This is a genomic window from Flagellimonas maritima (assembly GCF_003269425.1).
GTDB lineage: Bacteria > Bacteroidota > Bacteroidia > Flavobacteriales > Flavobacteriaceae > Flagellimonas > Flagellimonas maritima.
On record NZ_CP030104.1, the window covers coordinates 771,368 to 798,169 of the forward strand.

Sequence of the window (26,802 nt, forward strand, 5' to 3'; positions counted from 1 at the left end):
AATAGTCTACTTAATATATAATCTGAAAACTTCCTATTTAAATCTTTTATTCTGTTGCTTCAACTTTGTAATAGCCTGAATCAATTTCGAATAATTTAAAACCTTCTTTTTCGGTATAAATCACTTCCGTTTCATTTATCTTTATGTCTTTGTATTTCGAGGGAATATAAACCTTTGCTTTTGTTTCTGCTGGAACTTCCATAATCAGCTGATACGTTTCTTCATTTTTCACCTCTACCTTAATGGTTCCCTTTACTGTAGGAACCACAGCGGAGATATGTTTTAAAAAACCTAGTTGTGGTCTAATCAGAAAGGTTTCCCATCCCGGCGATGTAGGTGCTATGCCCGCTACATACTGATATAACAAAGTAAGGCCTCCACCACTCCATGCGTGGTTGGTGGTCCCTCCACCATAGCCTTCTGCTCCAATACCCCACCCTTCCCAAAGAGTCGTATAGGTGGTATCCAACACCATTTTTGAGAACCGTTCTTTCATTCGTTGTAGCGCATACTCTGGATAGCCCATTTGAAACAATGCTTCCAACACATACTTTTCCATATAGGGACTAGCGTGTTTTTCCTTTTGAAGGACCTTATAAATAGCTTTATACTTGTCGGCATCTACTAACCCTGCGACCACGGCCAACCCTTGGGAACGGTCGTCCGTTTCTCCTTTGTAATTTGCCGATCTGTAATGATCGCCTCTCCAGAAGGTTTCATTAAAGGATTTCTTAAAACGTTTCATCTCTTTTCGAACACTATCTGCTTCTGTCTTATTGCCCAAAGCTTCCGCCATGTTCGCATATCCCTTTAAGGCCATGAAAAATTGGGTGTTTTGGATTATTGGCATGTCCTTGTTCTCTCCCCAGTCACCTAAGTTCCAACCACCTTGCCTTTCTTTGACAACACCTTCTTTCGTGTACTTCCACACAGAAAGATAGCGTTTTACTGGTGTGTAAATCTGTGCTATGGTCTCCAAGTCACCGGTATTCAGATAATAGTTCCAAAAACCATAATGTCCCACGCTGGATAACATCTGTCCGGGCAATTCTTGATCCCAGATTCCCGTGGGAATTGGAGAGAAAATAGTGCTGTCGGGGCGTTGCCAGTTCATCAGTTCCAGCATTCCTTTTCGCATCAATGCATCTGATGAACGACTTAGCGCATAAAAGGCTTCGCCACTTTCCAATACTACATCGCCCCACCATTGGGCACGTTCGCGACCAGGGGTGTCCATATAATTGTCTCGCATAGTTACATACAAGGTACGTACTGCTTTCTTGCACATTTGATTATAAAAATCATCATCCACCAAAATGCTTCCTGCGAATTCGGTGTCATATCCGGTTTCGCGATATTTTAAATCAAGAACTTCAACCCCCCTGGGAATCACATGGTACATTACATGCCCATTGATCCAACCCAATGACTCATAGGTTTGTTCGCCTTCTTCTGATATGTACTCTGCTCGCATATTGTATTCCGAGCCTCCTTTATAGTTATCAGTGAGCATGGTAATTCTTTCACCTGCTTTTGCATTGATACTGAGATAAGGGGTGAAATGACCATTGTAAGGCAGCGTGCACGTGATAGTATCCCCAGTGCTAACAAAAGGAAAGTTCATTTCATTTTTGTAGGCTTTTAAACCTGAATCCTTCCAAAAAGGAATTGGTCGTTTTACCAGGCTGTTCCAAGGCTCGGTTATTCCTGTTCCAAGTATTTTTGCAGAAGGCCAATTATTGTCATCAAATCCAGGATTCACCCATTCCGAGATATCTTTCCGCGCATCAAAAACTACATTGGATTCGGGCAACCGCCAGTTAGGTTGGGGGTCCTCACTTTCCGAAATATAGGCAGAGTGGGGTATTGCTTTCCAAGTATCGTCAGTTTGAACCATCAACTGATTGTTTTGATACAATTCGCCCATCATTCCAACTTGACCACTTGATTTATGAGTCATGCCCTCTTTACCAAAGTACCAAAGTAGTACTGCCAAAGTATTTTCTCCCTTTTGTAATTTTCCCGTAAGGTCTACTTCATCATAATAGGTATCATTTGGAGTAGGTCCGCGTTTTAATCCTCCCTCAAAAACAATCATTTCACCATTAAGGTAAAGCCAGTATTTGGAATCCACTGCGATGCGCAAAATTGTGGGAGTCTCTGTATTTTCGACGGAAAATTGCTTTCGAAAAGCAATCCATACGTTTTTATCCGCTAGGGAATCTTTGGCAGTAATCCAGTTTGCTTGCCACTCTTTAGCATCTGAGTTTTGGAAAGCATTGGCCTGTGGGGAGTAATCTCCTTTGCAAGATGCTAAATATATAGACAGGAGCATTAAGTACCATTTCATAATATGTAGTTATTAATAAGATGCTATTGCAATTTATTTGATATGTCTGATTCAACTATCTTGAGGTGTCCTTGTGATGACCAAAATTCCTTTCTTACTTCTACTACTTTAGAAAGAAGGTCAATACCTCTTTCATGAAAATTTTACTGTCCTTACCCCAATAATTAGTATTTTCTGGTTTTGTCCCGGTCAATCTCTTTCCACTTGGTGTTCCCATTAATAGAGCTGCCATTCCGTCTGCCATGATTATGATTTTTCACCCAGCGTCTAATTCCACGTAAGCACTGTGGACAAAATCCCCTTCCATCAATACTTTACTTATGGCCGTCCCCCCAATAACAGCACGGCCTCCACTGTAAGGTATCTCCCTTTGGTTGGCACAAATATTGCTCCTAGGTGCCATGGCACCACAATTGTGAAGGTAAGGAAGATCATATTCAGTGACTTCAATACCAAATGATGAGATAACATCGTTGATGCGGTTGAAGGGTGTTCTTTTTCCTTCATCAAAAACCAATAACAATGACCCTCCTGAATTCAAAAAATCCACAATTGCCATCTTTTCGGACACATTCAATTTAGTTTTAGGAAACAATAGGAGCAACCCATAAGCTTTACTCAATGTTGTGCTTGATATTTCTTTGGTATTGACAACTATTTTAGCAGTGTCGGAAAGTAACTCCGAATACTCCTTACTTAGGTCATAGTGATTGTGATATGTATCATATACCAAAACCTTCCCTGGTTGTCCGAACAAAGCGTTGGAGGTAAAAATCAATACAATAAAGTGAAAGCTTGATATCATAAATAGTTTTCATTAAATATGTTCTAATATTGTCTAATCTTTTACTGGAATAATTTTAAAGCTGTACGCGTGAGGCTTAGCACCAATCCGAAAAGCCTCATGCGGACGTGCATCCAAATTCCAGGTGTTGTCTCCCCCTACTCCCATTTGTTTGTAATCTATGTTCAAGGTAATCGTTTCTTCAAAAATCAATTCTTCAATACGATTGGCCTTTTCAATCTGTTCTTGGGTAAAGGGCCAGGCACTGAAACTTAATGGATGACCAACGAATTCAATGCGAAGGCCTCTTCCATTAGAATCCCTCAATTCCGCCCAGTATACTTCGGCCTTGTTACTACTTTCCTGTGGACGAACATAGTAGGTAAAATCATTTTTAACCGATTTCTGATAATTTCCGAAAAAGGCACCGGTTTTTTTATCGGAATAGCTTTCCAAAGGTCCTCGTCCAAACCATTGTATTTGATCATATTCCGAAGGAATCTGTAACTGCCAACCCAGTCTTGGCATTTCGGGCATATTGGCTTCCGGTTGAAAATGATGGTCTACCTGTAAAGTGCCATCTTTCAATAAAACATAGGTCTGCGTTACCGTTGCTTCGGAATTCGCCAATTTGTGAGCCATAACTACCCTAATATCCTTGTCGGTCTTCGTTGTAGATATGGCAATAAGCTTTTGTTGTATGGATGCCGCTTTCCAAAAGCCTTGACGTTTAATAATCTCTGAAGCAAGATCGTTGTCCGTAGGCGGACGCCAAAAGTTGGGCTTGGGAGCAGAGCTAATGAGGTTTTTGCCATCCATTTCATAAACCACCAACCTACCGCCTCTTTTATCAAATACCAATTTGGTGGTTTGTGTGGTGATTATGATTTCAGATGAAGACTCCATGAGTTGGGGAGCAGATTTTTTCTCAGTAGTCTTTGAGATGGGAATGTAATTTAACAAAAACTGTTCACCAGCTATGGCATAGTCTTTCTTGGCCCAGGGTTTATCTTCTTTCAATGTAAAGGAAATCTTCAAATGGTAATAGAACCCTTGCTTCATATCTATTTTGGGAAGGTCCAACCGTAATTTTCCCGAAGTCCCTGCTTCAATATCTGGAGAATCAATGCTTCCGCTTTTGACCACTTTTCCGTCCTCAGTGATTTCCCAAACCACATCATAAGTATTCAAATTTGTTCTGAAATGTCGATTCTCAACCGTAAATAACCCTTTGGAAATACTATCGGCAGCAATTTTGACCCGTTGCCATACATATTTGGCCTGCCACCCCCCTGATTTTATTTTTCCATCGGCAGAAATCAATCCCTTTTGAATAGGATTTAAATCGGCTTGTTCCTGACCAAAGTCTTGCCCATGTTTCCACAATGGTTTTTCATCCTTACTTTCCTTAAAAACCAATTGGTCCCGCCAGTCCCACACAAAACCTCCTACAAGTCGGGAGTATTTTCGGATTGCCTTCCAATATCCTTCTAAATCTCCTGTTGAATTGCCTTGAGAGTGAGCATATTCGCACCAAATCACTGGTCGATTATCATCAGATTTCGTTGCAAGATCAATCATGTCATCCGTAAGACGATACATTCTACTCAGGAAATCAGTATAAACTCGGTCTTTTGGTTCAGGCTTTGGCCAGTTATAGCCATAGATGTTTTGCGCACCTTCCGCATGAATGGGACGTGTTGGGTCAAATTCCTTTATCCAAGCTGAAAGTGCCGCATGATTGGGTCCAAAACCGGCTTCGTTCCCCAAAGACCAACTAACGATGGATGGATAGTTTTTGTCGCGCTCTACCATACGGATGCCGCGTTCCAAAAAAGCACTATGCCAAGCTGGAATATTACTAAAAAGAGAACCTTTACCATGACTCTCAATGTTGGCCTCGTCCATTACGTAAATACCGTATTCATCGCACAATTCGTACCAGTATGGTGGGTTTGGATAGTGTGAAGAGCGGGAGGCGTTCACATTCAACCGTTTCATCAGTTCTGCATCGCGACGCATGGCTTCTTTATTTTCAGCCTTGCCAGTAATGGCATCCCAATCGTGCCGATTGACTCCGTAGAGCAAAACAGGAACTCCATTTACCTTAAACTGGCCATCTGAAATATCGATTTCTCGAAAACCAATACGTGTGCTTCGGGCTTCAACCAACTTACCATTGGCATCTCGCAAAGAAAGAACAAGTGTATACAGATTAGGAAACTCTGCCGACCACTTTTTTGGGTTCTTTACATCAACCTTCATTAGGTTTTCAAAGGGTCGGTTGCCAATCTGGGGATAATGTTCTTTCAAAATCTTTTCCACAGTTATTTCCAAAGCCTTAGGTAAAACAGGCTGACTTTCTTCGTCATAGAGCTGTGCGGCGACTGTCCAATCCTTGGTGTCAACATTCCCAAACTTTACAATTTCCGGACGTATCTGGAGTTCAGCGTCTTCATAGTTTTCATCCAAATCCGTTCTAACCCCAAAATCATACAACTGTACTTTGGGCGCTGCTTCCAGATAGACTTCACGTGTAATTCCGCTCATACGCCAATGGTCCTGGTCTTCCAAATAACTACCATCTGACCATTGCAGCACTTGCAAAGCAATCAGGTTCTCTTTTTTTGGGGTGAGGAGGGGTGTGATATCAAATTCTGCTGGCAAGCGATTGTCCTCACTATACCCAACGTAATTGCCATTGACCCATACACGAAGAGCAGAAGAAGCTGCCCCTACATGCAGCGTTACTTGCATATCTTTCCATTCTTTTGGGAGGGTAAAGTTCTTTCGGTAGCTTCCTGTTGGATTATAATCTTCTGGGATATTGGGTTGTTCTACCCCTTTATTTTCCCAAATTTGGTGTGTTAGACGATGCCAAGGCTTGCCATAGCCATATAGCTCCCAGTTGGAGGGTATGGGTAATTCATTCCAATTATTATCGGGATAAGTGGGTTGAAAAAAGTCTTGAGGTGCTTTGGAAGGTGCCTCGGCAAAATGAAACTTCCAAGCTCCATCCAATGATAGCTTTCTTGGAGAAGCATCCCTATCTGCAGCAATGGCCAGTTTCTCATCGGGATAAGATATAGATGTTGCCCTTGCAGGAAGTTTATTAACGTTAACCACCTCAGGATTTTGCCAATGAGGTTTGGTCTGGGCATACGGTTGGGAGGCAAATACCAAAAAAAAGAGTTGAAAAACTATGTGTAACGATTTGGTGCTCATTATTCCCCTGCTTTTTTCAATGCTACGTATTTCTTTCGTAGCGCCATTTCTAATCCGTTTGCCTCAGGTTTTCCAATTAAATTGTTGATTTCTTTAGGGTCTTTGGACAAATCATAGAGCTCTTCAAAAATGACATCGGTTGTATCGCGATTCATGAAGTACTTCATGTACTTTTTGTCACCACTTACCACGCCTTCAGTACTAGGAATATAATAGGCTTCAGAAGATTCCCAAATATGCTCGTAAAAGAATTCGTTCCGCCAATTATTATTCTTTCCATCAATTAGTTCAGATAGGTCTTTGCCCTGCATCTGCTCTGGGAGCTGTATTCCCGCATAGGAGAGTATGGTAGGTGCAATGTCTATATTGAGTACCTTGTCGTTGATTGTTTTCTGGGCGTTTATCGTATCACTCGGATTATAGATTATCATCGGAACACGAATGGAAGGTTCGCTACCATACCACTTTCCGGCCAAGCCGTATTCGCCTAAATAGAAACCATTATCGCTGGTAAAAATAATGATGGTGTTTTGATCCAGGTTTAGCCTTTCGAGTTCTTTGCGTAGTTTCCCTACCACTTGGTCAACACCATAAATCAAACGATAGTAATCCTTTATGGATTCTTGCTGCATCGTAGGATTGGCAAAACGAGTTTCCCATCTGTTTCTTGCCACGTTATTTTCCGTAAATCTTTCCGGGAAATAATTCCGAAAGGCTTCAATAGATGTTTTAGGAATGTTCATACTATCGGTGACATATAAATCATCATACGCCCTATCTGGATTGAAATGTCCCGGATCACTTTCCACATGAGGCGCTTTGAAACTAACAGATAGGGAAAACGGTTTTTCATTGCCTTGTTGTAACTCTAGGAAATCGACTATTTGTTTACCAATTTTTTTAGTCAAGTGGATGGAATCCCCATTTTCGTCTCTTTCATTGAAAGTACCTTGACCTGGAAATCCTTTCCAATAGTCAAAGTGTTTAGAAGGTAATTTATTGCCCACCCCGTACTTGCCAATAAAACCAATATGGTATCCAGCTTTCCTTAATAATAAAGGATATGTATTTTGGAGTTGCTCTTCTGAAAAGTTTTTGGCAAACCCCCAAATATTATGCCTTCTAGCATATTGCCCTGTTAAAATACTGGCTCTGCTAACTGCACAGATGGAGGTAGTAACGTATGCATTCTTGAAATACACACTTTCAGCTGCCAGAGTATCGAGATTTGGTGTTATAATATCTGAATTTCCCGCATAGCCAAGTGCGTCCCAACGTTGGTCATCAGTGAGGAGGAAGATGATGTTTGGGGTATTGTTTTCATTTTGTGACCTAATATCCCTTTTGCTACGATTACATCCTAAGACACAAATCAAAACAGCTATACAAAAAAAAGAAAAATTAAAATATGTTGATTTCATATTTAAAAAAGCGGTACTGCATTTAAAGCCGTACCGCTAAGAAATTAACTAAACTAACTCAAATTACTTATGAGATTCTCTTTATTCCCATCCAGGGACTTGTTCAAATCCAAACTTCTACACTTGACCCAAGGGTATCATCCTTATTAAAGTGCTTTTGTTGGTATATGCTTCTACCATTTCCTAATAGTTTTCAGGCGTAACATCTGCAAAGCGGAAACCTAAATAGATGTCATCAATTTTCGCAGTGGTTGTACCTCCACTAAACTTAAAACCAATTCCCTGCCAGCCACCATTCAGTTCGGGAGCTGTAAAAGAAACTGCTTCTGTTCCGTTGGCGGGTTCGCTGCCTGGAGTAGGATTGACAAACACCCGAACCAAATCAGGGTCGGCGGTTCCATTGGTTTCAATCTTGGCAACCAACCATAATGGGCCATCCTCTACTGACACGTCTGTTGCGTCTATGTTATTAAAGGGTCCGAAGGTCATCATACCAAGAGGGGCACCAAGGGATATCGTTTTACCAATTCCCAAAAATTGACCGTTCGGTCCACTCCCGCCAAAGTCTTCTGTATCATTATCGACCAGCATCACTATCAATTCACCAGTGTCATCGGTTGCACCAGCAAACTCTGCTTGAAAGGCAAACCAGTACGTACGCCCATCATCCAGATAGGTTTCCGACAATCCCCTTTTGTAGCGTGTTGCGCCAACACTGGCATCCAGTAATAAGGAATTGCCTGTTGTTTCTACTGAGAGTGTATTGTTTACAATTCCCCCTGAAACCACATTTACATCACCGCCGGACAATCTAGCCCATGGGCCTAACCATCCATCTTCGGCAGCACCTTGCCCCTCAACGGAAGCATCAACCGTATAACTATCGAAGGTTTCAAAAACTACGGGTGGGAGGTCTAGATAATTTAGGGGTGTAACATCCTGATACGTATTGCCTACGTAGATGTCATCAATTTTTACTGAGGAGACATTTCCGCCGGTATACTTAAAGCCAACTCCCTGCCATCCACCACTGAGCTCAGGGGCAGCAAAGGATACAGCCTCCGTACCATCTGCAGGTTCGGTACCGGGAGTAGGATTGACAAACAATCGGACAAGGTCGGGATCAGCAGTCCCATTGGTCTCAATCTTGGCTACCAACCATAGCGCACCATCAGCCGTCACGTCGGTTGCCTCTACATTATTAAATGGTCCAAAGGTCATTAGACCCACCGCACTCGGGTTAATAGTTTTACCGATTCCCAAAAATTGGCCATCGCCGCCACCTGCCCCAAAACTTTCCGCATCGTTATCAACCAGCATCACCTGTACTTCACCTCCATCCAAATCCGTATTAGTAAACTCGGCTTGAAAAGCGAACCAGTACGTATTGCCATTATCCGTATATGGAGTCGAGAAATTACGTTTATAGCGCGTATTAGCACCGCTTGCGTCCAGTAAAATGGAATTTCCTGAAGATTCCACGGCAAGTGAATTATTTAAAATACCACCGGACACCACATTTACATCATCTCCATCCAATCTAGTCCATGCCCCTGCCCATCCATCAGCAGCGGTACCCTGGCCCTCTACGGTAGCATCGGCCGTAAAACTATCGAACGTTTCAAAAACTATAGGTGGTAATGGTTCTTCAGGTTCGATGACCGTAACTGTCCTTTCGAATTGGTCTTCCCCTGAACTATTGCTGGTAGTCAATATAACGGTGTATGTACCTCCTTCCTGATAAGTGTAAATCGGGTTTTCTTCAGCAGATGTTTGTCCATCACCAAAATCCCAGCTATAACTTTGAGGATTGTCCACCGATGCGTTTCTAAATGTGACAGTTAAATCAGTCACATTGAACGTAAATAAGGTGTATGGCTCATCTACGCTTGGATCATCTTCATCGCACCCAACCAAAAAAACGATTGTTAGGATTGAAAGAAGAATCAGCACAGAATTAAGTTTGGTCTTCATTTTATAATGTTTTGTATCAAGTTATTAAGTATAGTTTGGTAAACACTGTTCATTACCAGCCTTCATTTTGCGTGAAACCGAATTCCTCCACTTGGCCTAAGGGAATTCCCAATAAAGTTCTGATGTTGGTATAGGCTTGAGGTGGGTCTGTTGCTCTTAATGCACGCTGCTCGACACCATGGGCGGTCATGACTTCAACGGCTTTGCCTGTTCGCAACAAATCAAACCATCTATGGTTTTCAAAAGCGAGTTCCCTACGCCGTTCGTCTGCAATGGTCTGTTCCAAATCTGCCAGTTCCTCCGGACTTAGACTGGCGTCCGTCAGCGACCTAGCACGTATTTGCTCCAACAAGGCTACAGGATCTCCACCGCCTACTTCGTTATATACCTCGGCCAATAATAAAAGAGCATCCGCATAGCGGAACATAGGAAAATTGACGTCTTGAGTATTATTGCCTTGAGCCTCAAATCCAAAATTATATTTGCTCATCCATGGCTCTATGGTCATTCCATCGTCATAGAAGGATATGTTGTGTAAAAAGCGGGCATCCTCAGGGGTGTAAAGGTTTATCAAATCTTGGGTCGGTTGATTTTGCCCAGCACGAGAATTTGGTGGACCATTTTCCCCCAAGATATCGTTACCGCTATTAAAGGGCACAAAATTGGAAACAAAGTTAGACCCCTGCCCCAAGGCAAAAGAATACTGGATTTCAAAGATGGACTCGCTATTGTTTTTGTTTGCTGGATCAAAAACGCTCGGATATGTAGCCTGTAAAGAGTATCCCAGGCCCTGTATTTGTTCCAATAGTGGTCTGGCTTCAGCAAACTCTTGTAATACCATATGCATTTTTGCCTTTAACATCAATGCTGCTCCCCTGTTGGCCCTTCCGGTTTCTGTGGCGCCCGGGGCAGGAAGAAGGTCGATTGCAGTCTGTGCGTCACCCAAAATATTGGCATACACCTGTGCTATCGGTATTCTTTCCAGAAACTCATCGGAAAGAATTTCGTCCGGGGAATCTCCGGCTGAGGTTACAAAAGGAACATCTCCAAAAAGCTGTACCAAATTAAAATAGAACCAACTTCTAAGAAACAATACTTCACCCCGCCTAATGTCCCTATTGTCTTCATTGATGAATTCAACATCATCGATATTTTCCAATACAAAATTGGCCCTTGAAATGCCCGAATATGAGGTATTCCAATAAGATGACAAATTTCCATTTGCAGATAGCATCAAGAAAAGGTCCACATCTTCATTACCTTGTCCTCCTCGGTCTCCAGGGTTGAATTGAAAAGAGGTATTGTCCGATCTGTTTTCCCCAAAGCGCCAATGGGCGCCATTGTTTAATCCCCTATTCGTATTATAAATGCCTGCTACCGCTTCATCTATCTGGGCCTCGGTCTGAAAAAAAGCTGTAGGGGTCTGAAAGGTTTCTGGGCTTTCATCCAAAAATTCGTCGCAACTGGCAGCTATCAAAGCGACCGTAATTATGTATAGTGATAATCTGGTTTTCATGCTAATATTTTTAAAAAGTTACATCGAGTCCTAAAGTGAATACCCTTGCTATCGGAAAGGCACCGTAGTTGACATTACGTACCAATGCAGTATCTCCAGACCTATTGATTTCTGGATTGCCATTTTCATATTCGGTAAAAAGAAATGGATTTTGAACGCTGGTGTAAAGACGTGCATTTCTAAAGAAATTACCCGAATCTTCACCCTTGATGTTATATCCTAAAGTAATATTACGAACCCATAGATAATCACCATCCTCTACATAAAATGAATTGGGTTGCCGAAACCGCTGGCGACTTCTTGCACTAGCAGTTCCAGGAATCCCGCCCAAAGTAGGGTCTTGCCCTGGTCGCCATCTTTCCAATTGTCTGGTGTCAACATTGAACACCCCATCTTGATTGCCGTTAAACTGTGTAAAACCATTGAATATTTGTTGTCCGACCACACCCACAAAAATCACGTTGAGGTCTAGGTTTTTATATCTAAACGTATGCACCATTCCATAATTAAAATCGGGATTTGGATTACCGATAATCATGAAATCCTCTGCATCACCCAAAATACCATCACCATTACCGTCTTCATACTTTAAAGAACCTACCTGTTGCGAATTATCATCATATTTAGGTACATCGGGGTTATCCAAATCCTCTTGGGTGAACAGGCCCGTAACCTTAAAACCTCGATATAGTCCAACTTCTTCCCCAACTGCTGTTTCAGTAAATTCACGAGCAATGACACCTCGTCTTATAAATCCTGCATCTGCGGACAATTCCAATACCTTACTTCGATTGCGGGTAAAATTAAGGTTGGCATCCCATTGAAATTCCTTACCACCAAAGACATTTTTCAGTTGCAGTTCAATTTCAACACCCCTATTTTGAATGCTACCCAAATTTGTCAATATTGAACCGAACCCGGAGGTGGTTGGTAAGGGTAAATCTTCTAAAAAACCTTCGGTTTCAATATTATAATAATCTACGCCCAAAAAGATTCTGTTGTTCAAAAAGCCCAAATCGACCCCGAAGTTGGTTTCTTCGGCTTCTTCCCAGGTCAACAAAGAGTTTGGAAGACTGGTCACCGCGCTTCCTGGAGCATTGTTCCCTCCAAAAACGTAATCGGGCCTAGGTGTATTGGGATCGGATGGATTTATTCGACCTTGTGCCCGAAAATCGCCGATATTGGCATTGCTACCGCTAATACCATACCCGCCTTCCAGTTTAAATTCTGAAACTGTGTTTTTAATATTCTTCCAAAAGGGTTCATTTGATATACGCCAAGCAGCAGCCACTGAAGGAAAATTACCAAAACGTGTATCAGCACCAAAACGTGAAGAACCATCGCGACGTATGGTACCGGTAACGTAATACTTATCCTTATAGGCATAATCCAAACGGCCAATAAAGGAAACCAGTTTATTTTCACTAGCTTCACCCCTTCCTGTAAAATTGTTAATGTTCTCAGGATTCACGTTGTCAGAATTGGGAATCCGAATGGATTGGTCAATAATATCTACGGCACGGACAATTGTATTATCAGAGCGCCTTACCTCTAAATTAGCCCCGACCAAGGCGTCAATACGGTGATTTTCGGCAATGGTGGTAGAATATCTTAACGTGTTTTCCCAAATCCAATTAAAATTGGTCAACTCGTCGATGCCTGCCCTTGCCTGCCTAGTTCCCAATAAATTAGGGGTCAAATTACTCCCTGGAAAATCCGAAGGTTCAAAGAACGTGTTTCTACGATCGGTATACTGGATCGATCCGAAGGTTTTAACTGTAAGCCCTTCTATGATATCCAACTCCAAAAAACTTCCCGCCAAAAGTTGGTTGGTACGGCGGTTATCTTCCCTTTCCGTTAATAGGTATACTGGGTTTACATTGTAAAAAGGCAGTACATCTCCCCGGGCTATATTGGTCAACTCACCGTTCTCATCAAATACAGGAGCGGAGGGGTCAAGCCATCTAGATAAAGGTACTGCATTAAAAATTTGAAAGTTCTCACGACCGGCATCTGTGCGCCCTCCCGTGGCAATGGTTTGAGTGGGTGCTAGATTAAGGCCAACCCGAATATTATCGGTCACGTCTACATCAATGTTAGCTCTGATGCTATATCTTTTAAAATTGGTATTTATCAACGTACCATCTTGGTTGGTATAATTTGTGGAGATATTGTAACGAACATTTTCGGTACCGCCATTGATACCAATATTGTATTCGGAAATCGGTGCATTTCTGGTAATCACATCAAACCAATTAGTGCCTTCTCCCAAATCGCCCAATGCAATCAAACGGTCCAATTCTGTTTCCTCGCCTGGCCCCAAAGAACCTGTGGCGAAACGCTGGTCTTCAAAAATTTCTATTCTGTAGCGTCGTAATTGTTCAGCATTCAATATATTGGGTTGTTCAAATTCAGGGATGCTTTGAAAACCTGTGGATACACCAAATGTAATGGTCGGTTTTCCAACTTTTCCACGCTTTGTGGTTATTACCACTACACCGTTGGATGCCCTAGACCCGTAGATGGCCTTGGAAGAGGCATCCTTTAAGACACTTATGGATTCAATGGAATTGGGATCAATGGAACTTAATACAAAATTATCACGCTGGCTATTGACGTTTCCCAATGGAATTCCATCCACCACATATAAAGGTGCATTATTGGCTCCTGTCGAGGCCACACCACGGACTAAAATTTCCGGACCTCCACCGGGTGCTCCATTCTGACGAAGCTGTACCCCCGAAACCTGACCGGAAAGGGCTTGTTCAAAAGTGGTTATGGGTTGCTCTTGAATGGTTGCAGCTTGCACTGTAGAAACGGCACCGGTCAGATCTTCTCTATTTCTGGTACCATACCCAATGACCACCACTTCGTCAAGTTGGGCAGTATCTTCCATCAAAACAATATCTATTGTGTTTCTTCCATTTATGGCCACTTCTTGTTCCACAAAACCTACATAAGAATACACTAGGGTAGCACCCTCGGAGACGGTAATGGAATATTGACCGTCAAAATCTGTCTGTGTTCCATTTGTAGTGCCTTTTTCGATAACCGTGGCCCCGGGTAACAGTTCACCGGTTTCTGCAGATATGCTGCCTGTTATTGTCCTAGTTTGTCCGTAAGCGGAAAAACTATAGAGGACTAGTGTCAAAAACACTAAAAAAAAAGGTAGACCCTTAGGTAAGGGCTTCCTTTGTAGCTTTTCTTTCATCCTTAGTTCGTTTAGTTGTTTGAATTCCATTGCGAAAAAATCTGAAATATGCCAAATAAATTTTCATGTAGTCAAAAACCTACACTTATTTTTGCATATTTATCAATCACGTAACAATAATATAACCTTGCAAAATACTATCCATCCTGTACTGTACTGTGGGGGTATTTTGATTTAAGCAATGCGTAAAATCCAAGAAAGTGCTTCGAAATTTTTGAAGGATAAGAAAGTATTAGACGGAATGTCTGTCTATAAGATTGAAGTCGTTTTTTTTTTTGGTCTTCTTGTTCTCCAAAATCATTTTCGCAGCTTCGGTTCCCATTTTTGTAAAATCCGTGCTGATTACGGTTATTCCCAAAAGTTCTTTGAGTGGGGTATCATTGTAGGAGATAATTCCAATATCCTCGCCAAATTTATAATGCCGATCCCTTAATTGCTTAACGAGGTTTACCAAATCCGTTTCTTCAATAATAATAAACAGATCTTTGAGCTGTAGCTCCATACTATCATAAATTTCATCCAAAACCTCATAATCAAAAGTGTGTTCAATACAGAATTTCTTGAAACCCGTAACAATGCCCTTGGGATAGGGATACACCGATTTTGAGGGGTAGACGAGAATGATTTTTTGATATTTTTTTAGTTTGTCCAGTCCAATGGACAATGCAGCGTAAATGTCCCCCGAAAAGTCTTGGTAGATTCGACCGGCTTTCATGGAGAGACTCAAGATATTTCTGTCCATAATAATCAATTTTTCTTCAGGAATTTTTCGGACTACCTCCAAAATTTCATCAGTACACCCCATATGCTGCAAGTTTTCATTTTTAAAATGGGGCATAATCACAAATTGGTCATACTCTTTCGCCTTCTTTGCCAATATATTTTTGAATACCGAAGGCTCACAATGGTATATATACACATCCACTTGAGCCTTTGATCCCAAAGCCTGCACAAAAGAGTTGAAGATTCTCATTTTGTACGAACTCAGTTTATTGATAAGGAACAGAACCTTGGTCTTTGATGAAAAATCGGCCCTTGCTACATAATATCCTTTTCCTTTTACAGATTCGATGATGTTTTGTTTCCTCAAAATACCATAGGCCTTTTCCACTGTATCACGTGAAAGCAAACACTCCTCACTTACTTCATTTATCGAGGGAATCTTTTCGCCTTTTTCCAAAAAACCCTTTCCAATCGCTTCCATTATCGAGTCGACAATCTGTCTATACTTTGGAATCCTAGAATTTACATCCACCTTGATATGTTCGATACTATTGAAAGCCATGACTCTGTATTCTATTTAGGTCTTATTCGAAATAAATTCAAATTCAAAAGTATTAATAAAAAGTAGATTCATAAGTTTTGAGTATCTTGACAAGACAGTATAGTACAGGATGCCTAAACCCATCGCTTATCCTATTTTCGTCTTGAAAGTGGTATAAAACACTTCAAAACTATGCAAACAAGAACATATAATCACGTCGATTATTTATGGGATGATACAAAGGCCGCTTCGTTAGAAAATGACGAAGTGGCACTTTTTTTATACCGTTCCAATATTTTAGGTTCAGATTTACGTATAACCAACTACGGAGGTGGAAATACAAGCTGTAAAACCATCGAAAAAGACCCGTTGAGCAATAAAGAAGTAGAGGTAATGTGGGTGAAAGGGTCTGGTGGCGATATAGGCACCTTAACCAGGCAAGGTATTGCTGGTCTATACACGGAAAGACTGAGAAACTTAAAAAATGTGTACCGAGGACTTGAACATGAAGATGAAATGGTAGGATTGTTCAACCATTGCCTGTTTGATTTGGATAGTAAAGCACCTTCGATAGATACACCTTTGCATGGACTCCTCCCGTTCAAGCATATAGACCATTTACACCCTGATGCTTTGATTGCAATAGCGGCAACGAAGAATAGTAAAAAAATTACGCGAGAGATATGGGGCGATACCATGGGTTGGGTACCTTGGCAACGGCCTGGTTTTGATTTAGGGTTACAACTTGAAAAATGTCTAAAAGAGAATCCCGGCATTAGAGGAATTGTTTTGGAGAGCCATGGTCTTTTTACTTGGGGCGATAGCTCGTATGAGTGTTACTTGAACAGCCTTGAGGTCATCGAGATAGCTTCGGAATATATAGAGGGTCACGTTAAAAAGAATGGCAAAGTATTTGGCGGACAAAAACTTGAAAGTCTTCCATCGGGAAAACGAATAGAACAAGCCGCTAAACTAGCACCCATTTTAAGGGGTCTTTGCTCAAGTGAAAATAACATGATTGGGCATTTTACCGATGAAGAGCGGGTACTGGAGTTCATCAATAGCAACGACCTTGAAAAACTTGCACCACTTGGTACTTCTTGCCCTGATCATTTCCTTCGTACTAAAATCAAGCCCTTAGTTTTGTCCTTGGATAAGGAAGAAAGCTTGGACAACTTCAATGCAACGGTCCAGATACTTCAGCCCCAGTTTGAAGATTATCGCAATGATTACAAGGAGTATTATGAAGGATGCAAACACAGCAATAGCCCTGCCGTGCGTGACCCAAATCCGGTGGTGATCATTTATCCAGGAGTCGGTATGTTCACCTTTGCAAAAAACAAACAAACGGCACGGGTAGCAAGTGAGTTCTACATCAACGCTATCAACGTGATGCGGGGTGCAGAAGCCATTTCAACATATGTTGCACTACCAAGGCAAGAGGCCTTCGATATTGAATATTGGTTATTGGAAGAAGCAAAATTACAGCGAATGCCAAAGGAAAAGCCTCTTTCTCGAAAAATAGCCATCATAACTGGCGCTGCAGGTGGCATAGGAAAAGCCATCGCGGAAAAATTAGTTGCGGAAGGTGCCAACGTGGTAATGACCGATGTCAATCAAGAAGCCTTGAAAGAAACGACCAAGTCGATGGGCAAGGATGAGGCCATACAAACCATTTGCGACGTTACGAATACCACTTCCATTGAAAAAATGTTCGATTTATCTTGTTTGAACTTTGGAGGGGTTGATGTCGTAATCCATTCCGCCGGTTTAGCCATTTCCAAACCTTTGGAAGAAACCACTATGACGGATTGGCAATTATTACAGGATGTATTGGTTAAAGGGCAGTTTCTATTGGCACAATTTGGTTCAGACATCATGAAAAAACAAGGTTTGGGAGGCAACATGGTCAACATTGCAAGTAAAAATGGACTTGTCGCCGGCCCCAACAATGTTGGTTACGGGACGGCCAAAGCAGCACAACTACATATGACCCGACTTTTAGCAGCTGAACTTGGTGCTGATAAGATTCGCGTGAATACCGTAAATCCTGATGGAGTTATTGTTGGAAGCAAAATATGGGAAGGCGAATGGGCCGAAGGAAGGGCAAAAGCTTATGGTGTTTCGGTTGATGAACTGCCAAGCCATTATGCAAAGCGTAACTTACTTAACGAGATTATTTTACCGGAGGATGTGGCCAATGCTGTATTTTCCTTGGTGGCCATATTGGATAAAAGTACGGGCAACACCATAAACGTTGATGGTGGAATGGCCAACGCCTTTGTCCGCTAACCCGTCTTTGCAGCAACAAAGACCAGTGGATGTTGTACCTTTAATAGAGTTCGACATTTCTTTGCCATCATTCAAAAAAATGGAAATGAAGTTAAACGCAGAAATACTGAATGAACAAAACAGTAGGTTCATCGAAACCCATAAACCCGAATATCATTTTCTTGCGCAGAGTCTTGAAAAAAAAGGTGTTCAAGTAAATGACGTTATAAAAAAGCTACAAGAACTACAAGTGGCCATCCCCAGTTGGGCGTTGGGTGCAGGAGGTACTCGTTTTGGAAGGTTTTCATATCAAGGTGAACCCGCTTCTTTAGAAAATAAAATAAGTGATGTAGGCATAATTCACGCACTAACCAACACGGCAGGTGCCATATCGCTACACATTCCATGGGATATCCCTAAAGATTACAACGCTATCAAAGAATTGGCTGCCTCCTTGGATATAAAGTTTGACGCGGTCAACTCCAATACTTTCCAAGACCAGCCGAGCATGAATAAAAGCTATAGGTTCGGCTCTTTGTGCAATACGGATTCCTCTGTTCGGGAAATTGCCATTCAGCATAACCTTGAAGTCATTGATACTGGCAAAAAACTGGGCTCCAATAGTCTAACAGTGTGGTTGGCGGATGGAAGTAATTTTCCTGGGCAGCAGAATTTTCAGGAAGCATTGCAAAACACTAAAGAGAGTCTAAAGCATATCTATAAGTCCATGCCCGATGACTGGAAGCTCTTCATCGAATACAAACCCTATGAACCTAACTTTTATAGCACTGTTATTCAAGATTGGGGAACTTCCTTGATGCTGGCCGAAGGTTGCGGTCAACGGGCATATACTCTCGTAGACCTAGGCCATCATTTACCAAATACCAATATTGAACAGATTGTTGCCACTTTGATGATGAAAGGTAAGCTTGGTGGGTTCCATTTTAATGACAGTAAATATGGTGATGATGACCTTACCGTAGGTTCTGTAAAACCCTATGCTCTTTTTTTAATTTGGAATGAATTGGTTTATGGAATGGAGAACAATCCCAATAATCCATCGCCTGCTTGGATGATTGATGCCAGTCACAATATCAAAGACCCGCTAGAAGACCTCTTGCAATCGCTAGAAGCCATCCAAATTGCCTATGCACAAGCATTATTGGTCGACCAAAAGGGTTTACAAGAAGCTCAAAAACAACAAGATGCAACACTTTGTCAAGAAATTCTACAAGATGCCTATCGTACCGATGTGAGACCATTATTACGAGAAGCACGTTTGTGCAGCAGTGCCGCCATAGAACCTATTGCCTCTTATCGCTCCTTGAATATTCGAAATCAGCTGATTAAAGAACGGGGATTGCATACTGTGGCATCAGGACTTTAAGGATTTTTTTTATGGCAAAAGAAAACGTAACAGCAATATTTGACATCGGCAGGACCAATAAAAAATTCTTCCTATTTGATAAAAACTACCGAGAGGTCCATAAAGAATATGTACGGCTTGACGAAATTGCAGATGAAGATGGTTTCCCAACAGAAGACCTTTCTGCACTTCAAACCTGGCTCAAGGAATGCTTTGACCGAATCTCGCACGCCAAAAAGTTCAACGTTGGCAGCATTAATTTTTCAACCTACGGTGCCAGTTTGGTACATTTAGATAAGCACGGCAAAGTACTTACACCTTTGTATAATTATTTAAAACCCATTCCTTCGCATATTCTAGAGGAATTTTACGCTAAATATGGAAGTAAAGACCATATAGCTGTTGAAACAGCTTCACCACAATCAGGCATGCTCAATTCAGGATTGCAATTGTTTTGGTTGAAGCGAGTGCAACCAGGTATTTTTCAACAAATACGCTATTCGTTGCATCTTCCACAGTATTTATCTTACCTTTTTACAGGAATTCCGGTAAGCGACTACACAAGCATTGGCTGCCATACCAATTTATGGGATTATAGCAAGCAAGATTATCACCGATGGGTCTATGATGAAGGTTTGGAAACCATGCTTCCGCCTGTAGTTTCTACCAAGACCAGTGTCAACTTGCACCATAAAGGTGCGTCTTTGAAAATTGGAGTTGGCATTCACGATAGTTCCGCTGCCCTCTTTCCCTATCTTATGGGAGAACATAAACCATTTTTACTGCTCTCGACGGGCACTTGGTCGGTTGCCATGAATCCTTTTACCGAAAATTCTCTTACCATCGAAGACCTAGGGCATAACTGCTTACATTATATGCGCATTGATGGTAATCCTGTACGGGCTTCACGCTTTTTTATGGGAAATGAATACAAGTTGCAAGTAAAGAAGTTGACAGAACATTTCAACAAATCTGATGGCCATCATCGAGGAATGAAGTTCGATTTTGATATCTACCGAAAAATACAGGAAAATACCGCTCCACACTTTAAGTTTGAAGGCATTCAATTGAAACATGAAAGGGCCAAAAATACCAATTTAAGTGTATTTGACAGTTTTGAAGAAGGTTACCACCAGTTGATGTTCGAGTTGTTGCGACTACAATACCAAACCATAAAACGTGCTATTGGTAATTCACCCATCAAGAAAATCTATATTGACGGTGGCTTTACCGACAATGACATCTTTGTGAAATTAATCGCAAATCATTTCAAACAATACAAAGTACGTACCACGCAGTCACCATTGGGTTCTGCCCTGGGCGCTGCCATGGTAATGGGCAACGAAAAATTGGACAAAAGCTTTTTTAAGGAACGGTATCGAATGAAAAAGCTAATGCCCTTACAAATTCTAGAGAACAAACGATAACCATGACCTGGAACTACAACAAAAACTATCCTTCCATTGAGGACCTTCGAAAAAAAGCTAAGAAACGTATTCCAAAGTTTGCTTTTGAATATCTTGACGGTGGTTGTAATGAAGATGTCAACCTTTATCAAAATACCGCCCAACTTCGAAAAATAACCCTTCGCCCCAACTACTTGACCGAACATACACAGTCAAGCATGAAGACAACACTTTTCGGCGTGGAGTATGATGCCCCTTTTGGAATTGCGCCAGTAGGCCTACAGGGATTGATGTGGCCAAATTCACCTGAAATACTGGCAAAGGCAGCCCTAAAGCACAATGTTCCCTTTATACTCAGTACGGTGACTACGAGTGGTATAGAACGTATCGGTGAGCTTACCGAGGGAAAAGCTTGGTTCCAGCTGTATAGACCTGCCAAAGATGAATTACGTGACGATATCTTACAACGTGCCGAGGCATCAGGGTACCCAGTACTAGTCCTGCTATGCGATGTACCCACATTTGGATATCGACCAAGGGATATTCGAAACGGACTAGCCATGCCACCGAGCATGTCGCTCAAGAATATCTTTCAAGTTCTTGGAAGACCTACATGGGCGTTAGAAACTTTACGTATTGGACAACCCAGTTTTGAATCACTGAAACCATATATGCCCAAAAATTTGAATCTGAAGCAATTGGGGCAATTTATGAACCAAACCTTTAACGGAAGATTGAACGAAGAACGCATTAAGCCCATACGCGATTTATGGAAAGGCAAAATTGTTTTGAAAGGTGTGGCCAATGAGGAAGATGCCGAAAAAGCTATTAGCTTGGGATTGGACGGTATCATTGTTTCCAATCATGGGGGGCGACAGTTGGATGCCGGCGAAGCATCCATAAAACCGTTGACCAGAATAGCTGCCAAATATGGAGAGCAAATTACTGTAATGATGGACAGCGGAATACGCTCTGGTCCCGATATGGCCAGATCCTTGGCAAGTGGAGCACAATTTACCTTTTTGGGAAGATCATTTATGTACGGAGTAGCAGCACTTGGAAAACAGGGTGGGAACCATACTATTGCTATCCTAAAGACCCAACTTCAACAGGTCATGGAACAGCTTTGCTGTGAAAAAGTTGAGGATTTTCCAAAGCATTTAATTCATTCATGAACAGAAACAAACCAAAGAATTCAATCAGTCCATTGGGCTTAATACAACCATATGAGTCAGTTTAACATAGACGAGGACATAGAGGAAATTGCAGGCGGCGAATTCGAAAGAGCACCAGTTCCATCGAAAAAACGGAAAGGATGGAAGAGTTTCTTGGGAATGTATGCCGGCGAACACGCGGCTGGAACCGAGTTTATGATCGGACCTCTATTCCTAACAGCTGGTGTAAGTGCCTTTGATCTAATAGTTGGACTATTGATTGGCAACCTTTTAGCCGTTCTAAGTTGGCGTTTTCTCACAGCAGAAATTGCGACAAAATATCGATTGACCCTATATTACCATTTAGAAAAAATTTGTGGTAAAAAACTGGTTACAGGTTATAATCTAGCCAACGGTATTCTTTTTTGTTTTTTGGCGGGATCTATGATTACCGTTTCCGCTACCGCTGTAGGGATTCCCTTTGCTATTGAAATGCCGCGATTGTCGGACACCATGCCTAACGGAGTTACGTGGATACTTATTGTTGTTGCTATTGGGGCAGTGATTTCTTTGATTGCCGCGCGTGGCTATGACACAGTCTCCAAAGCTGCCAATTGGATGTCACCTTCGATTGTAATCGCTTTCTTGGCATGTGGAATAGTTGCACTAAATCAGTTAGGAGTAAAAAGTTTTACCGATTTTTGGAATATTTGGGGTTCGGGCTCAGAGCCTTTTCCAGGACAGATAAAATATACTTTTTGGCATGTGGTGTTATGGTCATGGTTCGCGAATGCTGCTATGCATATTGGGATGTCCGATCTTTCTGTTTTTCGGTTTTCAAAAAAAGCAAGTTCGGGATGGACCACTGCCGCTGGTATGTACGTAGGCCACTATATGGCCTGGATAGCAGCAGCCTTACTTTATGCGGTATATTTAAGGACTCCCGAGGCACAGGCATTCCTTTCCAATGGGGAAGCTCCACCCGTGGCTCCGGGACCATTGGCCAACAATGCTATAGGTATTTTTGGATTGATTGCTGTAGTATTGGCAGGCTGGACCACCGCCAATCCAACAATTTACAGGGCTGGATTGGCATTTCAGGCCATTATTCCCAAGGTATCCACTTTTTGGGTCACCATAATTGCAGGGACAGTGGCAACTATTGCCGGAATTTTTCCTGCATTTGCGATGAAGCTTTTAGGCTTTGTCGCTCTCTATGGATTCATTTTGGCACCTTTTGGAGCCATAATCGTATTTGAACATTTTTTCGCAAAGCGCTTTGGAATTCAATCCTTTTATGCAGAATTGACAAAAGTGTCCTTTAACGTATCCGTACTATTGGCTTGGGGTATCAGCTTTGGAATATTCTATACAATATCCGAAGTATTTGATGTTTTTCTTTCCTTTGTCACGCTACCCGCTTGGTTATGTTGTGGAGCATTATATCTAATCTTCAGTAAAATATTCCAGAGTAAACAAACTAAACGGATACAGGAGAGTACAGGATAAGCATTCGTTAAGACGTAGGTATCTTTATTTTTATGAATTATTTGCACCGTATGTATTTCTCCGGACTCTTTTCTTCAATAGGTATTTTTTTTCTAACATGCCCAACATTTGGTTTTCAGCAGCCACAAAACAACCACTACGAAGATCCCACAATTACCTCAATCAACAGATTGCCTTCACGTGCTACTTCAATTTCATACGAAAGCGAAGGGGCAGCGCTTGAAGCCATTCGAAAAGAATCCAAACGCTACAAGTCGTTGAACGGAAATTGGAAATTTTCTTGGGCTCCTATTCCGGAAGAGGCTCCAAATAATTTCTTTAAGGAAGACTATACTGATGCCGACTGGAATGAAATACCGGTGCCTTCCAATTGGGAATTACACGGGTATGGCACCGCTATTTACACCAATGTTAGATACCCGTTTGTTCCCGTAAATCCACCTTTGGTGCCAGATGATGATAACCCCACGGGAAGCTATCGCACTACTTTTGAGGTTCCCGAAGACTGGAAAAACATGCAAATTACGCTTCAATTTGGAGGGGTAAGTTCAGCATTTCATGTTTGGGTGAACGGAAACCATATAGGATATGGTCAAGATAGTATGCTCCCTTCAGAATATGATATTACACCTTATTTAAAAGAAGGTGAAAATTTACTGGCCGTTCAGGTTTACCGATGGAGCGATGGTGTCTACCTTGAGGATCAGGACCATTGGCGGCTTAGTGGCATCCAAAGGGATGTTTTTATAACTGCATCGCCCAAAGTGCAACTTTACGACTTTTTTGTGAAGACGGACCTGGACGAAACCTATCGGGATGCAACACTACAGATTCGTCCAAAAATCAAAATCCATAACAACCAGGATATTGAGGGTTGGCAACTTGAAGCCCAGCTTTTTGATGATGAAGCGAATCCTGTTCTTAGTCAAAATCTTACCAAGTCTTTAAAAGAAATAACCCGTGAATATTATAACCAGCGTGGAAAGCCAAAATTCGGCCTGTTCGAAGTGGAAATACCAAATCCTAAAAAGTGGAGTTCGGAACGGCCCAATCTGTACACCTTGGTCTTTTACCTTAAGGATCGTGAAGGTTCCATAAAAGAATATCGAAGTACAAAAATTGGTTTCAGGGAGGTTGAATTAAAAGATGGGGAATTATTTGTCAACGGTGTTTCGGTATTACTTTATGGCGTTAACCGACATGATCATGACACTGTAAACGGTAAGGTAATAGATGAGGATTTGATGCTAAAAGATATCCTTACCATGAAGCGGTTCAACATCAATGCCGTTCGAACCTCGCATTATCCAAATGACCCTAGGTGGTATGAGCTATGCGATGAATACGGCATCTATGTAATGGATGAGGCCAATTTGGAGACCCATCAACTTGGAGGGTTTCTTAGCAATCAATCGGAATGGGGAAGCGCTTTTTTGGAAAGGGCCACAAGAATGGTCGAGCGCGATAAAAACCATCCGTCCATCATTTTTTGGTCATTGGGCAATGAATCGGGATCCGGTCCAAACCATCAAGCTATGGCTGGGTGGATAAAGAATTATGACAATACCCGTTTTGTTCACTACGAAGGGGCGCAGACCTTGAACCATGCAGGAAAGGAATTCTTAAAAGACCCCGATTATGTGGATATGATGAGCAGGATGTACATGCCCATCGATCCTATGGTGGAAATGGCTAATTTACAAGAAGACCATAGGGCTGTAATTTGGTGTGAATATGCACATTCGATGGGAAATTCCACCGGGAATTTATTCAAGTTTTGGGATGCCATCCGCGCCAACAAACGGATGATTGGAGGTTATATTTGGGATTGGGTGGACCAAGGTTTGTTACAAAAGACCAAAGATGGAACGCCATATTATGCTTACGGAGGTGATATGGGCGATACCAAGATCAACGATAAGAACTTTTGTTTGAATGGTATCGTAAATCCAGACCGTACTCCCCAACCGGCCCTTTGGGAATGCAAAAAAATCTTTCAGCCGATAGAGGTTACCGACATCAATATTGGGGAAGGAATAATTCAAATACACAACCACCATAATTTTACCAACCTTAACGCCTTCGAACTAATTTGGGAAGTGCAAGAAGATGGCGTCACCATCCAATCAGGAAAAGTGGATGACCTTAACATAAAACCAAAAAACACACGGGAAATCAAGTTGCCCATCTCCAAACCTGAGCCAAAGGCAAATGTTGAGTATTTTCTTAAAGTGTCCTTCACGCTTAAAGGAGCAGCGCCGTGGGCATCAAAAGGACACGAAGTGGCATGGGAACAGTTCAAGCTTCCATATGAAATAGAGCTACAAAATCGGGCTATTGAAAAAACAACCACACTTCATGTCAATGAGACGGATACCAATATCACCTTGTCAACCGATGCATTTTCGGTATCCCTTAATCAAAACACAGGTGAGCTTGTTTCCTATACCTATAAAGGTTCAGTATTAATTATTGGAGGAATGATTCCCCATTTTTGGCGCCCTACCACTGACAATGACCGTGGTGGAGGGAGAACACCCGAAAAGCTTTCTATCTGGAAAAAGGCAAGTGAAGCTAGAGAGTTGATATCCTTTAGGACTAAAAAGATAGATGACAGACATTACTCTATATCTATTTCTTATCAGATTGCGGCGTCAAAAATGAAGTTGGACCTAGAATACAACATCTTCTCAGATGGTACCATAAGTATTGAAAATTCATGCAAAGTCAAAAAAGATGCTAATCTACCCATGCTTCCTAAGTATGGAATGCAAGTTCAAGTTACCAAAGATTTGGACCGTTTTCAATGGTATGGAAAAGGTCCCCATGAAAACTATAACGACCGAAATCTGGGAGCGGCCGTTGGGCACTATTCCAAATCGGTGTCAAAAGATTATGAATCATACATAAGACCTCAAGAGAGTGGAAACAAAACCGATGTACGTTGGTTCACACTTTCCAACAATAAGGGGAAAGGCTTATATATAGGAGGAATTGAAACCAATCTTAGTGTAAGCGCATGGCCCTACTCTACCAAAAACATTGATGAGGCCCTTCATACCTATGATCTCAAACCTGAAGATTATATTACATTGAACATTGATTTAATGCAGATGGGAGTGGGCGGTGATGACAGCTGGTCCATGAATGCATTGCCTCATGAAGAATTTAGGGTACCCGCCAAAGATTATAGTTACAGATACTTTATCCAACCTATTGAAGATGATAGCATTAAAAGCCGGGTGTCCCCTCCTAATGATTCACAACAACCCTAATATTACAAAAAGTGAATATAAGTATAGTTTTCTCTTTAGGTATTGTTTTATTGATAGGAAATAAAGCCTACCGACA

15 protein-coding genes are annotated in these 26,802 nt (G+C 41.7%); 6 read left to right on the forward strand and 9 right to left on the reverse strand.

What is annotated here, in order from left to right:
• Positions 1–46: 46 nt before the first annotated feature.
• From HME9304_RS03380 to HME9304_RS03415, 9 genes are all read right to left on the reverse strand, one after another.
• Complete coding sequence (locus HME9304_RS03380; RefSeq protein WP_112377251.1) at positions 47–2,350, reverse strand: alpha-L-rhamnosidase-related protein; 2,304 nt, start codon at positions 2,348–2,350, stop codon at positions 47–49.
• A gap of 103 nt (positions 2,351–2,453) precedes the next feature.
• Positions 2,454–2,594, reverse strand: a complete 141-nt coding sequence (locus HME9304_RS16880; protein WP_164674745.1) for a hypothetical protein — start codon at positions 2,592–2,594, stop codon at positions 2,454–2,456.
• A gap of 12 nt (positions 2,595–2,606) precedes the next feature.
• Complete coding sequence (locus HME9304_RS03385) at positions 2,607–3,155, reverse strand: hypothetical protein (protein WP_112377252.1); 549 nt, start codon at positions 3,153–3,155, stop codon at positions 2,607–2,609.
• Between the two features lie 33 nt (positions 3,156–3,188).
• Complete coding sequence (locus tag HME9304_RS03390) at positions 3,189–6,359, reverse strand: glycoside hydrolase family 2 TIM barrel-domain containing protein (protein WP_112377253.1); 3,171 nt, start codon at positions 6,357–6,359, stop codon at positions 3,189–3,191.
• Positions 6,359–7,780: a sulfatase family protein gene (locus HME9304_RS03395; RefSeq protein ID WP_112377254.1), complete on the reverse strand. Its 1,422-nt coding sequence runs from the start codon at positions 7,778–7,780 to the stop codon at positions 6,359–6,361. The genes HME9304_RS03390 and HME9304_RS03395 overlap by 1 nt, the downstream gene beginning before the upstream one ends.
• 183 nt (positions 7,781–7,963) lie before the next feature.
• Positions 7,964–9,754, reverse strand: a complete 1,791-nt coding sequence (locus HME9304_RS03400; protein WP_112377255.1) for a PKD domain-containing protein — start codon at positions 9,752–9,754, stop codon at positions 7,964–7,966.
• Positions 9,755–9,806: 52 nt separating this feature from the next.
• Positions 9,807–11,270, reverse strand: coding sequence for a RagB/SusD family nutrient uptake outer membrane protein (locus HME9304_RS03405; protein ID WP_112377256.1), 1,464 nt, complete (start codon positions 11,268–11,270; stop codon positions 9,807–9,809).
• Positions 11,271–11,280: 10 nt separating this feature from the next.
• A complete protein-coding gene (locus tag HME9304_RS03410; protein ID WP_164674746.1) occupies positions 11,281–14,481 on the reverse strand; it encodes a SusC/RagA family TonB-linked outer membrane protein in 3,201 nt (1,066 codons plus the stop codon).
• A gap of 232 nt (positions 14,482–14,713) precedes the next feature.
• Positions 14,714–15,766, reverse strand: a complete 1,053-nt coding sequence (locus HME9304_RS03415; RefSeq protein ID WP_112377258.1) for a GntR family transcriptional regulator — start codon at positions 15,764–15,766, stop codon at positions 14,714–14,716.
• 171 nt (positions 15,767–15,937) lie between these two features.
• Between HME9304_RS03415 and HME9304_RS03420 the strand changes: the two genes are divergently transcribed.
• From HME9304_RS03420 to lacZ, 6 genes are all read left to right on the forward strand, one after another.
• Positions 15,938–18,037, forward strand: coding sequence for a bifunctional aldolase/short-chain dehydrogenase (locus HME9304_RS03420; RefSeq protein ID WP_112377259.1), 2,100 nt, complete (start codon positions 15,938–15,940; stop codon positions 18,035–18,037).
• Between the two features lie 85 nt (positions 18,038–18,122).
• On the forward strand, positions 18,123–19,403 hold the full coding sequence (locus HME9304_RS03425) for a sugar isomerase (protein WP_112379711.1): 1,281 nt from the start codon (positions 18,123–18,125) through the stop codon (positions 19,401–19,403).
• Positions 19,404–19,414: 11 nt separating this feature from the next.
• A complete protein-coding gene (locus HME9304_RS03430) occupies positions 19,415–20,809 on the forward strand; it encodes an FGGY-family carbohydrate kinase (protein WP_112377260.1) in 1,395 nt (464 codons plus the stop codon).
• Positions 20,810–20,811: 2 nt separating this feature from the next.
• Complete coding sequence (locus HME9304_RS03435; protein ID WP_112377261.1) at positions 20,812–21,963, forward strand: alpha-hydroxy acid oxidase; 1,152 nt, start codon at positions 20,812–20,814, stop codon at positions 21,961–21,963.
• A gap of 51 nt (positions 21,964–22,014) precedes the next feature.
• Positions 22,015–23,451 (forward strand): purine-cytosine permease family protein, encoded by a 1,437-nt coding sequence (locus HME9304_RS03440; RefSeq protein ID WP_112377262.1) that lies wholly within the window; start codon positions 22,015–22,017, stop codon positions 23,449–23,451.
• Between the two features lie 32 nt (positions 23,452–23,483).
• Positions 23,484–26,726: a beta-galactosidase, LacZ type gene (lacZ, locus tag HME9304_RS03445; RefSeq protein ID WP_112377263.1), complete on the forward strand. Its 3,243-nt coding sequence runs from the start codon at positions 23,484–23,486 to the stop codon at positions 26,724–26,726.
• The last annotated feature ends 76 nt before the right edge of the window (positions 26,727–26,802 follow it).